Annotated in this window: 12 protein-coding genes and 1 tRNA gene; 7 read left to right on the forward strand and 6 right to left on the reverse strand. The window is 66.8% G+C overall.

What is annotated here, in order from left to right:
* Positions 1-27: 27 nt before the first annotated feature.
* Positions 28-1,125, reverse strand: a complete 1,098-nt coding sequence (locus BR47_RS0114790; RefSeq protein WP_020103281.1) for a PrsW family intramembrane metalloprotease — start codon at positions 1,123-1,125, stop codon at positions 28-30.
* A gap of 259 nt (positions 1,126-1,384) precedes the next feature.
* On the opposite strand from BR47_RS0114790, the gene rpsA reads away from it, so the two are divergent.
* Both rpsA and coaE read left to right on the forward strand, forming a co-directional pair.
* Positions 1,385-2,824 (forward strand): 30S ribosomal protein S1, encoded by a 1,440-nt coding sequence (gene rpsA / locus BR47_RS0114795; protein WP_020103282.1) that lies wholly within the window; start codon positions 1,385-1,387, stop codon positions 2,822-2,824.
* A 73-nt stretch (positions 2,825-2,897) separates the two neighbouring features.
* Entirely contained in the window at positions 2,898-4,112 is a 1,215-nt protein-coding gene (coaE, locus tag BR47_RS0114800) for a dephospho-CoA kinase (protein WP_029119995.1), read from the forward strand.
* Here coaE and BR47_RS30565 read toward each other — a convergent pair.
* The gene (locus BR47_RS30565) at positions 4,109-4,675 is read right to left on the reverse strand and encodes a hypothetical protein (RefSeq protein WP_081831295.1); all 567 of its coding nucleotides are present in this window, start codon (positions 4,673-4,675) and stop codon (positions 4,109-4,111) included. The genes coaE and BR47_RS30565 overlap by 4 nt on opposite strands.
* Positions 4,676-4,686: 11 nt before the next feature.
* A complete protein-coding gene (locus BR47_RS0114810) occupies positions 4,687-5,193 on the reverse strand; it encodes a ribonuclease FAU-1 family protein (RefSeq protein ID WP_081633520.1) in 507 nt (168 codons plus the stop codon).
* A gap of 68 nt (positions 5,194-5,261) precedes the next feature.
* Here BR47_RS0114810 and uvrB point away from each other — a divergent pair, with 68 nt between their 5' ends.
* From uvrB to BR47_RS0114825, 3 genes are read left to right on the forward strand one after another with little or no spacing between them, the layout of a single operon-like run.
* A complete protein-coding gene (uvrB, locus tag BR47_RS0114815; protein ID WP_029119996.1) occupies positions 5,262-7,421 on the forward strand; it encodes an excinuclease ABC subunit UvrB in 2,160 nt (719 codons plus the stop codon).
* Positions 7,422-7,475: 54 nt separating this feature from the next.
* Positions 7,476-8,867, forward strand: a complete 1,392-nt coding sequence (locus BR47_RS0114820; protein WP_036427368.1) for an MFS transporter — start codon at positions 7,476-7,478, stop codon at positions 8,865-8,867.
* Between the two features lie 43 nt (positions 8,868-8,910).
* Positions 8,911-9,816 (forward strand): alpha/beta hydrolase, encoded by a 906-nt coding sequence (locus tag BR47_RS0114825; protein WP_029119998.1) that lies wholly within the window; start codon positions 8,911-8,913, stop codon positions 9,814-9,816.
* A gap of 1 nt (position 9,817) precedes the next feature.
* Here BR47_RS0114825 and BR47_RS0114830 read toward each other — a convergent pair whose 3' ends face one another.
* The gene (locus BR47_RS0114830; protein ID WP_029119999.1) at positions 9,818-10,549 is read right to left on the reverse strand and encodes an MgtC/SapB family protein; all 732 of its coding nucleotides are present in this window, start codon (positions 10,547-10,549) and stop codon (positions 9,818-9,820) included.
* Between the two features lie 88 nt (positions 10,550-10,637).
* On the opposite strand from BR47_RS0114830, the gene BR47_RS0114835 reads away from it, so the two are divergent.
* Both BR47_RS0114835 and BR47_RS0114840 read left to right on the forward strand, forming a co-directional pair.
* Positions 10,638-11,408 carry a DUF899 domain-containing protein gene (locus BR47_RS0114835; RefSeq protein WP_502685823.1) on the forward strand — a complete coding sequence of 257 codons (771 nt, stop codon included), beginning with the start codon at positions 10,638-10,640 and terminating at the stop codon, positions 11,406-11,408.
* Between the two features lie 60 nt (positions 11,409-11,468).
* Positions 11,469-11,542: transfer RNA gene (locus tag BR47_RS0114840), tRNA-Cys, on the forward strand.
* 40 nt (positions 11,543-11,582) lie between these two features.
* Here the strand turns inward: BR47_RS0114840 and BR47_RS30570 are convergent.
* Both BR47_RS30570 and BR47_RS30575 read right to left on the reverse strand, forming a co-directional pair.
* Positions 11,583-12,515 (reverse strand): GAF and ANTAR domain-containing protein, encoded by a 933-nt coding sequence (locus BR47_RS30570; RefSeq protein WP_231506709.1) that lies wholly within the window; start codon positions 12,513-12,515, stop codon positions 11,583-11,585.
* A 50-nt stretch (positions 12,516-12,565) separates the two neighbouring features.
* Positions 12,566-13,462: HNH endonuclease signature motif containing protein (locus BR47_RS30575; protein WP_502685824.1), on the reverse strand; the 897-nt coding region annotated here is incomplete at its 5' end.

Here is a 13,462-nt window from a genome sequence, read left to right on the forward strand (position 1 = left end):
TATCGCTGGCCCGCGCAAATAGTTAAGTCACGCCGCCCGGTAATTCGTCAGCCACTGCAGCACCGGCGCCTGCGCCCGCGTCGCGGTCAGCCAGTATGCCTCCTCGGCGTGCCGCTGATAGGTCCGCTCGTCGGCCAGGCCCCGGTCGATGCGGTCCCGGACGAATGCCAGCTCGACGACCTGCACGGCGAATTCCTTCACTGATTTACCGGCCGGTGCGCCGCCGATCCGCGTCGCCGTCGCGATCGCCGCCTTGCGGGTGCGCATCGAGCCGAGCCACGTCGCCTCGTTCGGGGTGATCAGGCCGGAGGCGATGAGCCCGGGCAGCTTCTCGGCGACCACCCGCTGCTCGCGGCGACGGCCCAGCACGCCGGTGACGATGGCGAGGGTGAAGATCGGCACCATCCAGAACAGGTAGACGGCGAAGTAGGCGCCGGCGCCTACGACGGTCGAGCCGTTCCACAACATGTGCATGACCACCGCGGCGAGGTAGCCGAGCCCGATGTAGAGCACCTTGGCGCCGGCGCCGCGGTGCTGCAGTGCGAGGTACACGCCGATGCCGGTCATGCTGGTGAACAGCGGATGCGCGAACGGGCCCATGATCAGCCGCAGGGCGGCGGTGAGCAGGGAATGCGCGATGGTCTCGCCCATGGCGATGTAGAAGATGTTCTCCAGCCACGCGAAGCCAGCGGCCACGAAACCCGCGTAGACCAGGCAGTCCGTCAGCGAGTTCAGTTCGTTGCGGCGCCGGCCGGTCATCATCAGCAGCAGGAACACGCCCTTGGCGGCCTCTTCGATCACCGGTGCGCCGATGGCCATCGCGGCGAAGCCGTCCTTGCCGAGCAGCGGCGTCGACATGGTTTCCAGGACCACCGAGATGACGACGCTGATGGAGGCGCCCCAGACGAACGCGAAGATCAGCAGCCGCGGCGGCTCGGGCTCCCAGCGGTCGAACCACAGGTAGGTCAGCAGCACCACTGCCGTCGCGATGCTGGCCAGCACGAACCCGATGGTCATGCCGATCGGGTTGGTCAGGGTGGTCAGGATCAGGACGCAGCCGATCAGCACACCGAGCCCGATGATCACGCCGAGGGGCGCACCGACCTTGCGGATTCGCCGCGGCATCGGCGCCAGGTATGGATATGGCGGCGGCACGGGCGACGGAGCGGGATACACGACACGAAGACTATCGGCGGAACGTCATTCCCCTGCAGTGGAGCAGACCGCGTTTGGCCTGCGTCTACGGGTCTAGTACCCTCAACAAGTACCTGTGTCCACATGGGCTATGGGTGCGCGTGAAGCGCCAGGCGGCAACGCCGCGACGCATCACAAGAACACAAGCAATTTGTCCCTACGATTAAACCTGTCCGGAGCCATCCACCACATGCCAAGTCCCTCCGTCACCTCGCCGCAAGTAGCCGTCAACGACATCGGCTCGGCCGAGGATTTTCTCGCCGCCATCGACAAAACCATCAAGTACTTCAACGATGGCGACATCGTCGAAGGCACCATCGTCAAGGTTGACCGCGACGAGGTCCTGCTCGACATCGGTTACAAGACCGAAGGTGTCATTCCTTCCCGCGAACTTTCCATCAAGCACGACGTCGACCCCAACGAGGTCGTTTCCGTGGGCGATGAGGTCGAAGCCCTGGTCCTCACCAAGGAGGACAAGGAAGGCCGTCTGATCCTGTCCAAGAAGCGGGCTCAGTACGAGCGCGCCTGGGGCACCATCGAGGAGCTCAAGGAAAAGGACGAGGCCGTCAAGGGCACCGTCATCGAGGTCGTCAAGGGCGGCCTGATCCTCGACATCGGTCTGCGCGGCTTCCTGCCCGCATCGCTCGTCGAGATGCGCCGTGTCCGCGATCTGCAGCCGTACATCGGCAAGGAGATCGAGGCCAAGATCATCGAGCTCGACAAGAACCGCAACAACGTGGTCCTGTCGCGTCGCGCCTGGCTGGAGCAGACCCAGTCCGAGGTCCGCAGCGAGTTCCTCAACCAGCTCACCAAGGGCGCCATCCGCAAGGGTGTCGTGTCCTCGATCGTCAACTTCGGCGCGTTCGTCGATCTGGGCGGCGTGGACGGCCTGGTGCACGTCTCGGAGCTGTCCTGGAAGCACATCGATCACCCGTCCGAGGTGGTTCAGGTGGGCGACGAGGTCACCGTCGAGGTGCTGGACGTCGACATGGACCGCGAGCGGGTTTCGCTGTCGCTCAAGGCGACTCAGGAAGACCCGTGGCGCCACTTCGCCCGCACCCACGCGATCGGTCAGATCGTGCCGGGCAAGGTCACCAAGCTGGTTCCGTTCGGTGCGTTCGTCCGCGTCGAAGAGGGCATCGAGGGCCTGGTGCACATCTCGGAGCTGTCCGAGCGCCACGTCGAGGTCCCGGACCAGGTGGTCCAGGTCGGCGACGACGCGATGGTCAAGGTCATCGACATCGACCTGGAGCGTCGCCGCATCTCGCTGAGCCTCAAGCAGGCCAACGAGGACTACACCGAGGAGTTCGACCCGTCGAAGTACGGCATGGCCGACAGCTACGACGAGCAGGGCAACTACATCTTCCCCGAGGGCTTCGACGCCGACAGCAACGAATGGCTGGAAGGCTTCGAGAAGCAGCGTGACGAGTGGGAGGCCCGGTACGCCGAGGCCGAGCGTCGCCACAAGATGCACACCGCCCAGATGGAGAAGTTCGCCGCGGCCGACGCCGAGGCAGCTGCCCGTCCGGCGACCAGCGGTTCCTCGCGTTCCGAGGAGTCGACCGGTGGCACCCTGGCCAGCGACGCCCAGCTGGCGGCGCTGCGCGAGAAGCTCGCCGGCAACGCCTAAGTAGGTCAACAAGAAATGCCCCGGCCCATTGGGTCGGGGCATTTCTTGTTTGTGCGGCCGATAGGGTGACCCGGTGCTTCGTATCGGACTGAGCGGCGGCATCGGCGCCGGAAAATCCACTGTGTCATCGACCTTCGCGGCAGAAGGCGGCATCGTCGTCGATGGCGACGTGATCGCCCGTGAGGTGGTGGAACCCGGCACCGAAGGGCTGGCCGCCCTGGTGGAGGCCTTCGGTGAGGACATCCTGCTGCCCGACGGTTCGCTCAACCGGCCGGCGCTGGCCGCGGTGGCGTTCAGCGATGACGAGAAGCGCAAGACCCTCAACGGCATCGTGCACCCGTTGGTCGGCAAGCGCCGTGCCGAGCTCATCGAGGCCGCGCCGGTGGGTTCGGTTGTGGTGGAAGATATTCCGCTGCTCGTCGAGTCGCAGATGGCGCCGCTGTTCCCGTTGGTCGTCATGGTGCACGCCGACGTGGACGTGCGGGTCGCGCGTCTGATCGAGTACCGCGGTTTCTCGGAGGAGGACGCCCGCGCCCGGATCGCGGCGCAGGCGACCGTCGAGCAGCGTCAGGCCGTCGCCGACGTCTGGCTGGACAACCACGGCAGCGCCGACGAACTGGCGGCCGCGGCCCGCGAGCTGTGGGAGCAGCGCATCGTCCCGTTCGCCCGCAACGTCCAGGCCGGTGTGCCGGCGAATATCGCACCGGCCGTGGTGGCGTATGACGAGACCTGGCCCGAGCAGGCCGGCCGCATCCTGGCCCGGCTGCGCACCACGTGCGGCCACCGGGCGGTCCGGGTCGACCACATCGGGTCGACGGCCGTGCCGGGCCTGGACGCCAAGGACGTCATCGACATCCAGGTGACCGTGCCGTCACTCGAGGTGGCCGACGAGCTCACCGACCTGCTGCTGGCCGCCGGCTACCCGCGGGTCGCGGATATCAACGAAGACGTCGCGAAGGACGATGCCCGCAGCACGGTCGCCGAATTCGACCACACCGACGACAAGGCATTGTGGCAGAAGCGCTTTCACGCGTCGGCCGATCCTGGCCGGCCGACCAACGTGCACATCCGCGTCGACGGCTGGCCCGGCCAGCAGTTCGCGTTGCTGTTCCCGGCGTGGATCGCGGCCAACCCCGACGAGCGGGTCGAGTACCTGGCCCTCAAACACGACGCGTTGGCTGCTGCGCCGGCCACCAGCGGGGAGTACGCCGACGCCAAGGAGCCCTGGCTCGCCGGTGCGTACCGACGGGCCTGGGCCTGGGCCGACGAAACCGGTTGGCGCCCTTAGTGCGCGACCGGCGTTGCGGCCGGGGTGCCCGGTAGCTCGGCGCTGTACTGCTGGCTGGGGTCGAAGTCGGTCACCGAACCGCAGCTGAGCACGCCGTAGCCGGGGTCCTGGCGCTGCGGCGTCAGGCGCGGGGCGACGAACTGGTCGGCCTGGGCGACGATCTCGTCGTCGACCAGGATCTCGCAGTGCAGGCTGGCCGAGTACGGCCATTGGATCGACACCTGCATGCCGGCGTTCGCCGCGTTGTTGAGCACGGCCGAGGCTTCGAACGACTCGCCCGGGAGCAACGAGGGCGTCGCGGAGTTGAGCTGCGTGTCGGTGAGTCGATAGGTGATCAGTGTCCCGCGGGACACCCCGTCGATCCGGGCCCGGTAGGTGACGTTGTGCGGTCCCGCGCTCGGCGGTGTGCTGTCGCCGGCCGGAACCGCCGGCGGTGCGGGCGGGGCCGGCGGTGCCGGATCGGCAGCTGCCGTCGCGGCGAGAAACAGGGAGGTGCTCGTGGCCACTGCGGTGGCGCACGCCAGCGATGCCGCGGCCATGCGTCCGCGCCTGATCGATGTCATGGTTGTTGACATTACCTGTCGCGCCAGGTCAGTGACATACCGAGACTGGCTAGCCAATTACCCAGCTGATAATTGTGCTGAGCCAGCCCTTCGATGGCGGCCGTCGCCGTCGTGATGGCGCGTTCGCCGTCGTCGGTGCTCAGCAGGTGGTGACGCACCGCGTCGAGAAGTTCGTCGACGTCCTCCAACTCGACGCTCTTGCCCGACCGGACGACCAGATCCAGATAGTGGTCCTCCGACGTCCAGGACTGCTCACCGGCGGTGAACCGGCCGACATCGAGGTAGAAGTCCTGGTCGCGTTCGTATCCCGGATTGAAATGGAAGATGCTCGCCCGCAGGCCGATGGACGGCAGCAGCCACGATTCCAGGTAGTAGAACTGCGGACGTCCGGGCGTGGGACGGGCCATGTACAGGCCCCACGGTTCCACCCGATACACGTCGACGGCCCGCACGATGCCTTTGGGATCGGTGTTCGTGCGGGCAGCCAGATCGAACGTCTCGTGTTTGGGTGCGTGGATGGCGCCAGCGTACGCGCTCGTCCGGCGGTCGGCAGCGCCTGTCGGTGCCCGCCTCTACCCTGGTACTCATGGCCTTCGCGACCGAATACCCCGTCCTCGCGCACTCGGAATACCGGCCGGTCGACGCCATGGTGCGGGCCGGCGGGCGCTTCGAAGTGGTCAGCCCGTACGAACCGGCGGGTGACCAGCCGGCAGCCATCGACGAACTCGAGCGGCGGATCGCCGCGGGAGAGCGTGACGTGGTGCTGCTCGGCGCCACCGGTACCGGTAAGTCCGCGACCACCGCCTGGCTCATCGAGCGGCTGCAGCGTCCCACGCTGGTGATGGCGCCCAACAAGACCCTGGCCGCTCAGCTGGCCAACGAACTGCGGGAAATGTTGCCGCACAACGCCGTCGAGTACTTCGTCTCGTACTATGACTACTACCAGCCCGAGGCGTACATCGCCCAGACGGACACCTACATCGAGAAGGACAGCTCGATCAACGACGACGTCGAGCGGCTGCGCCACTCGGCGACGTCCAGCCTGCTGTCCCGCCGCGATGTCGTGGTGGTGGCGTCGGTGTCGTGCATCTACGGCTTGGGTACCCCGCAGTCGTACCTGGATCGCTCCGTCGAGCTGAAGGTCGGCGACGACGTGCCGCGCGACGGGCTGCTGCGCCTGCTGGTCGACATTCAGTACAACCGCAACGACGTGGCGTTCACCCGCGGCGCGTTCCGGGTGCGCGGCGACACCGTCGAGATCATCCCGTCGTACGAGGAACTGGCGGTGCGCATCGAGTTCTTCGGTGACGAGGTCGAGGCGCTCTACTACCTGCACCCGCTGACCGGTGACGTGGTGCGCAAGGTCGACTCGCTGCGCATCTTCCCGGCCACCCACTACGTGGCCGGCCCGGAGCGCATGGCGATGGCGATCTCGACCATCGAGCAGGAGCTGGAAGAGCGGCTCGCCCAGCTGGAAGGCCAGGGCAAGCTCCTGGAGGCGCAGCGGCTGCGGATGCGCACCAACTACGACGTCGAGATGATGAAGCAGGTCGGGTTCTGCTCGGGCATCGAGAACTATTCGCGGCACATCGACGGCCGCGCCGCGGGCTCGGCGCCGGCGACGCTGCTGGATTACTTCCCCGAGGACTTCCTGCTCGTCATCGACGAGTCGCACGTCACGGTGCCGCAGATCGGCGCCATGTACGAGGGCGACATGTCCCGCAAGCGGAACCTCGTCGACTTCGGGTTCCGGCTGCCGTCGGCGGTCGACAACCGGCCGCTGACCTGGGAGGAGTTCGCCGACCTCATCGGCCAGACGGTGTACCTGTCGGCAACACCCGGCTCCTACGAGATGGCCCAGTCCGGCGGCGAGTTCGTCGAGCAGGTCATCCGCCCGACGGGTCTGGTCGACCCCAAGATCGTCGTCAAACCGACCAAGGGCCAGATCGACGACCTCATCGGGGAAATCCGTAAGCGCACCGAACGCGACGAGCGCGTGCTGGTGACGACGCTGACCAAGAAGATGGCCGAGGACCTCACCGACTATCTGTTGGAGACCGGCATTCGGGTGCGTTACCTGCACTCCGAGGTCGACACGCTGCGCCGTGTGGAGTTGCTGCGCCAGCTGCGGCTCGGCGACTACGACGTCCTGGTCGGCATCAACCTGCTGCGTGAGGGCCTGGACCTGCCCGAGGTGTCGCTCGTCGCGATCCTCGATGCCGACAAGGAGGGCTTCCTGCGCTCGACGCGAAGCCTGATCCAGACCATCGGCCGCGCGGCGCGCAACGTGTCCGGCGAGGTGCACATGTATGCCGACAAGATCACCGACTCCATGCAGGCGGCCATCGAGGAGACCGAACGTCGCCGCGCCAAGCAGATCGCCTACAACGAGGAGAACGGCATCGACCCGCAGCCGTTGCGGAAGAAGATCGCCGACATCCTCGACCAGGTGTACCGCGAGGCGGAGGACACCGAGACCGTCGAGATCGGCGGTTCGGGCCGCAATGCCTCCCGCGGTCGCCGGGCCCAGGGCGAGCCGGGGCGTGCGGTCAGCGCCGGCATCGTCGAGGGCCGCGACACGGCGAACATGCCGCGTGCCGAGTTGGCGGACCTGATCAAGGACCTCACCGAGCAGATGATGAACGCGGCCCGGGATCTGCAGTTCGAGCTGGCGGCGCGCATTCGCGACGAGGTGGCCGACCTCAAGAAGGAACTGCGCGGGATGGACGCGGCCGGCCTGAAATGAGCGCTCCTTGACCTCAACCGCGGTTGAGCCCCTAGCGTCGCGGACGTGACCGACATGCGCGCCGACCCCGTGACGATCGGCAGCTGGCGGGAACTGCTGGGTCCCAGATATCTGGGTGCGTCGACGGTGTTGGCCGGTGGCGTTGCGCTGTACGCGACCAACGAGTTCCTGACCATCAGCCTCCTGCCCAGTGCCGTGACCGACATCGGCGGCGGACGCCTGTATGCCTGGGTCACGACGGTGTACCTGGTCGCGTCGGTGATGGCGGCGACGACCGTCAGCGCCATGGTGGCGCGGTTCGGACCGCGGCGCGCATATCTGTTGGGGTTCAGTGTTTTCGCGCTCGGCAGTGTGGTGTGCGCCCTGGCACCGACCATGGAGGTGATGCTCGCCGGCCGCGTGGTGCAGGGCGCCGCGGGCGGCACGCTGGCCGGGCTGGGCTACGCCGTGATCAACACGGCTCTGCCGCAATCGCTTTGGCCCAAGGCGTCGGCCCTGGTGTCGGCGATGTGGGGTGTCGGGACGTTGCTCGGCCCCTCGTCGGGCGGCTTGTTCGCGCAACTGGGCGTGTGGCGCTGGGCGTTCGGCGCGCTGGCGATCCTGACCGTCGCGGTGATGGTCCTGGTGCCGCTGAGTCTGCCGGGCAGGTCAGGGGATCGGGAGCATGAGCCGCTGCGGATTCCGCTGTGGTCGTTGGTGATTCTCGGCTCCGCTGCAATGGCGATCAGCGTCGCGGGCATCCAGCGCAGCGTGCCCGTGATGGTGGTGCTGCTGGCCGCCGGTGTGGCGCTGGTCGGGGTCTTCATCGTCGTCGATCGGCGGATGCCGGTGAGCGTGCTGCCGCAGACCGCCTACGGGCCCGGCCCGTTCAAGTGGATCTATGTGACCCTGGGCGTACTGATGGCGGCCACCATGGCCGACATGTACGTGCCGCTGTACGGGCAGCGGCTGGCCGGTCTGGTGCCGTTGACGGCGGGCTTTCTCGCGGTTGCGCTGAGCGTCGGCTGGACGGTGAGCGAGATCGTCAGTGCCTCGGTCACCACACCCGCCCGGGTGGTGCGCATCGTGGCGGTGGCGCCGTTGGTGATGGCGATCGGCCTGGGCGCCGCGGCGCTGAGTCAGGTCGACGGGGCGTCCCCGGCGGTGGTTGCGGTCTGGGCGTTCTCGCTGCTGATCACTGGCACCGGCGTCGGCATGGCATGGCCGCACCTGTCGGTGTGGGCCATGGGCCGGGTCGACGATCCCGCGCAGGGCACGGTGGCCGCGGCGGCGATCAACACGGTGCAGCTGATCTGTGGGGCGTTTGGCGCCGGTCTGGCGGGCATTGTCGTCAACACCGTCGATCGGCCCGATGCTATCGGTGCCACGTGGCTGTTCGCGGTCTTCGCCGGGCTGGCGGCGCTGGGCTGCGTGGCGTCCTTCAGGGCAGGTAAGGGCGTGGGTTAATCGCGGCCACGGTTTCGGTTCTGGCGTCGGTACAGTCGGTTTCGTGTCAATCCTCGCCAAGCCCGTCGTTGCCGATGCTGTCGCGCGGCTGTTCTCGTCGACCATCAATCCCGCGCCCAAGCCAGGTGTTCGATTTCCTGAAATCGCAGGGAACACAACGTCGGTCGTGATTCCGACCCGGCACGGCGACACTGCGGCGACGGTGTACTGGCCGGAACCGAGTGACCAGGCGGCAGGCGTCTACGTGAATGTTCACGGTGGTGGCTTCGTCGTCGGCCACCGTGAACAGGACGATCCCTGGTGCCGTTTCCTCGCTGCGCACGCGAATGTTGTTGTGGTGAATACGGATTACGTGTTGGCTCCGGGGCACCGGTTTCCTGCCCCCGTCGAGCAGGTGTACGACGTTCTCGTCTGGGCAGCTGCCGCCGAGCGCGGATGGGAAGGCCACAAGCTGTGCGTCGGTGGTCAGAGCGCCGGCGGCAGTCTCTCGGCGGCTGCGGCCCGGCTCGCCTTGGAACAGGGCGGCCCCGAGGTCAAGCTGCAGATGTTGCACTATGCGCCACTGGATTTGGTGACGGCCAGCAAGGACAAGCATTCCACGCTGGGGGACAAGGCCGTGATGCGGCCGTGGATGAGCGAGGTGTTCGACACCGCGTACATCCCGGACCCCGCACAGCGCCGCGATCGGCTGGCCTCACCGGCATGGGGCCCCAACGCCGACGGCATCGACGGCATCGCCCCCGCATTGATCGTCACCGCCGAGTACGACCGGCTGCGCGATGAAGCATGGCGGTATGCCCAGAAGCTGGAGGCCGTCGGTGCTTTGGCACAGTACTACGAGGTTCCCGGCGTCGACCACGGCTACAACATCATGAGCAACGCAACGGACATCACGCGCGGCGTCTACGAGATGATCGCCGGACACGTCAGCCGGGCGATCGCGGATTGACCTAGTCGGGGTCTTCCTCCAGCTGGCGGACGCCCGCCACGCCATCGATCAGGGCCAGCACCGACGCGGCTCGTAAGACTCCCGCGCCACCGAGCGTCAGCTGAACCCCGACATGGCCGGGCGGCGCACCGAGCGGTTCGCCGGACGGATCGGTTTCGAGGTCGGTGATCTGCCAATCGCGCCGGCCGCACGCCTGCAATACATCGCGTAGGACGCCGCGGTCGTCGGCGTAGGTGATGTGCAGGCGGACCGACCCGCCCAGCCGCGCCGCCAGCCGTCGAGCGAGCGGCATGAACCCGATGATGATCAGCAGGTGCATCCCGGTCATCACGGTGGCCAGCAGGAGTAGTCCGGCGCCGGCCGCCATGCCGATCGCCGCCGACTCCCATACCGAGGCGGCGGTGGTCAGCCCGTGCACCGAACCACGCCGCACGATGATGATGCCCGCACCCAGGAACCCGATGCCCGAGACGATCTGGGCCGCAACACGTGACGGGTCGACGACCACCAGACCCGGGGTCAGCACGTCGCCGAACCCGTACTTGCTCACCAGCATGATCAGCGCCGCCGCCGTACCGACGATGGTCTGGGTGCGCAGCCCGGCGCTCTTGCCCTGGATTTCCCGTTCGAGTCCGATCAGTGCGGTCAGGCCGAACGCGACCACGAGTTCGATGATCTGACGCGAACCCTGCCCGGGACCGCCGAAAAAGGCGGGATCTGCCAGCCACTCCATGAGGGACAAACTAACGCGCGCCGATGACTTTTGGCGGCAGTCGAAGTCTGTCTCTGTATAGGCCGATTTCTGACAAGGAGTGATGCCCATGTCCGCGCAACCAACTGCCTATCCCGACGTCGTCACGCGGGAGGAATGGCTCGGGGCCCGCACGAAGCTGCTGGCCCGGGAGCGGGAAGCGACGCACCTGCGCGACGCTGTCAACGCCGAACGCCGTCGGCTCCCGATGGTGAAGGTCGAGAAGGACTATGTCTTCGACGGACCAGATGGTGCCGTCGGCCTGCTCGATATGTTCGAGGGCCGCAATCAGCTCTACATCCACCACTTCATGTGGATCGACGCGGTCGATGCCGGCTGCCCGAGCTGCACTGCCGCGGCCGATCTCACGTTCACCGAAGGGGACCGAGAGCTGTTGCACGGCAAGGGTGTGACGTTCGCGTGCGTGTCCCGTGCGCCGTATGCGAGCATTGCCCGCTACCGCGACCAGCACGGCTGGACGTTCCCGTGGTACTCGTCGCGCAACGGCGACTTCACCTATGACTTCCACGTGACACTCGACCGGGCGCGAGCGCCGGTCGAATACAACTACAAGACGCTCGATGAACTGCACGCCGACGGCTGGACCGATGACGACCTGCGCGGAGACTGGCCTGGCGCAAGCGTTTTCCTGCGCCGCGGCGACGAGGTGTTCCACACGTATTCGGCATACGCGCGCGGGCTCGACCACTCGGCGGTCGGATATCCGTTCCTGGATCTGACCCCGTACGGCCGGCAGGAGCCGTGGGAGGACTCACCGGCCGGCTGGCCGCAGGGTGGCCCGGTGGTGGGTCGGCCGGTGGGGGATTGCTGCGAGGGGTAGCAATCACCGCGATCTCAACCCTGGGCGGCCGAACCGTTGACTGGCACTGTGGTGATCAGTGCGGGTGTGGCTGAGTGGCTAGGCACCGGCCTGCAAAGCCGTTCACACGGGTTCGAATCCCGTCACTCGCTCCACTATCAGAAGCTCGGCAGGTGCCCACCACCTGCCGAGCTTCTATTTCGGTGGGTGCTCGTCGAAGATGAGTTTGCGTGCGACTTCGTACAAGGGGATGTTCAATTCCTGCGACAGCTTCGTCAGCATCGTGAAGGCCGCGCCGACCGGAATGTTGAACCGTTCCATCAGAATGCCCTTGGCCTGGCCGATGATGTCCCACGAAGCCAACGCACTTTGGAGCTCGTCGCCGCGGCGAGCGTTGGCGAGTCCGATCGCGGCGTGAGCGGCCAGCGTCAGGGCAGTCTCCTCGACGTCATGGGTGAAGACGTTGGCCTCTTCTGAGTACAAGTTGAGCGTCCCGAGCTCGTTCTCATTGGTGTAGAGCTGAATGGACAAACTCGAGCGCACGGGCGTCTGTGCGAGCAACGCGGCGACGAAGGTCGGCCACCGCGGCTCCGTCGCATAGTCCGCGACACGGACGGTGTACAGGTTCCAGATCGATTCCAGGCACGGTCCTTCGCCAAGTTCGTCCTGCAACCTGTCGAGCGTTCTGGGGATCGCTCCGGTGGCCGCGACCGACTCGACTGTTCGGCGGCGGCGATTGACAACCAGCGTCACGCCACCATGTGCGACCTTGGGCAGCAGTTGGGTGGCCGTTTCGGTGACTTCGAGCAACAGCCGGTCGGAATCGAGGTCCATGACCTGTTGACTCTGCAAGGTGCGCGCCAACCGCGACAATTCGAATGAAAGTCCGCCTGAGACTTCAGCTTCGGCACCCATGACACCGCCTCCAGTCCTATACCGGTTCAGCATCAAATCGACTGTGCTCAAGAAGGTCCTGACCTGCAGTGTAGCGACCGGCAACGGGGGTACGCTCCCGCTAGCGGCGGAGAAGGCAAGGTTGTCTGTATTCTTCCGGCGCGAGGTGGTCAGCGGTGGCAACTTCGGTGTTGAGAAGCCAGCATGGAGCCGCTGATCCCCGTTGCGGCTCACGCCCGAATACCCCTGAAAGTCATGCCTTTTCAGGGGTATTCACGCCGCACTCAGAGTGGCGGCGGGATGTCTTGTTGCTCTGCTGATTCGGCGGCCGGGGCAGCCTCGGCGGCTTCGCGTTCTTGGCGTTCTTTACGTAGGCGGTCGAATGCTTCTTGTGCGGCTTCGCGTTCGTCGATATCGGCCTGGTTGAGGGCGCGTTCGTAGGCGATCTGCTGAGCCTGGTTCTGGGCGCGGGTGCGGCGGCGGATGGGCATCATGACGCCCCGGCCGGGCGCCGGTGGAGTGTCCAGATCGGGGGCGTCCGGCGGCGGCCCGTCCGGTAGCGGGGTGTCGGTGATCTTGCGGGGAAACAGGATTCGACTCTCGGGCACGCTGGTGTAGGTGTGGCCGGTGGGCGCGGTCCACACGATGGTGCCGTCGGGCTGTTGACGGTCCTGCCAGCCGTCGGGGCCGCCGTAGAACGTTTTGAGTAGGTGGTGTTTTCGGCATTTCGGGTTGAGGTTGCCTGGATGGGTTGGCCCGGCCGGCCAGGGGATCGTGTGGTCGAGGTCGCAGTGGGTGGCGGGCTGGTCGCAGCCGGGGAACATGCATGTCATGGCCCGCATGCGGACGAATTCATCGATCGCGGTCGAGGGCCGGTAGCGCGGCACCGCGTCCAGATCGGTGGCTGAGGCGACGGTGCGGACTTTGGCGCCGCGGGCCACCAAGTCCGCGAGCACCGCCGGTGGCACTACGCCGCCGCCGAGGACATAACCGACCGGGGTGCGCACCGGCGCCGGGGGCTTAGTGACACCGGCTACCGGAGCGGGACTGGGCGTCGACTCAGCCGCGGGCGTGGGCGCGGTGTCGCCGGTCGGTTCGAACACGGGAGGCGCCGGGGCTTCGGCGGGCCGCGAGTCGGCCGCCGGTGCCGGCTCAGGCGTGGGCACGGGCGCTATGGCATC

It is taken from the genome of Mycobacterium sp. UNC410CL29Cvi84, from assembly GCF_000686745.1.
Taxonomy (GTDB): Bacteria; Actinomycetota; Actinomycetes; order Mycobacteriales; family Mycobacteriaceae; genus Mycobacterium; species Mycobacterium mucogenicum_B.

Coding starts and splice junctions, on each gene's coding strand:
- rpsA (WP_020103282.1), top strand. CDS start 1,385: ATGCCAAGTCCCTCCGTCACCTCGCCGCAAGTAGCCGTCAACGACATC.
- BR47_RS30565 (WP_081831295.1), bottom strand. CDS start 4,675: ATGACATCGATCAGGCGCGGACGCATGGCCGCGGCATCGCTGGCGTGC.
- uvrB (WP_029119996.1), top strand. CDS start 5,262: ATGGCCTTCGCGACCGAATACCCCGTCCTCGCGCACTCGGAATACCGG.
- BR47_RS0114820 (WP_036427368.1), top strand. CDS start 7,476: ATGCGCGCCGACCCCGTGACGATCGGCAGCTGGCGGGAACTGCTGGGT.
- BR47_RS0114790 (WP_020103281.1), bottom strand. CDS start 1,125: ATGCCGCGGCGAATCCGCAAGGTCGGTGCGCCCCTCGGCGTGATCATC.
- BR47_RS0114835 (WP_502685823.1), top strand. CDS start 10,638: ATGTCCGCGCAACCAACTGCCTATCCCGACGTCGTCACGCGGGAGGAA.
- BR47_RS0114830 (WP_029119999.1), bottom strand. CDS start 10,549: ATGGAGTGGCTGGCAGATCCCGCCTTTTTCGGCGGTCCCGGGCAGGGT.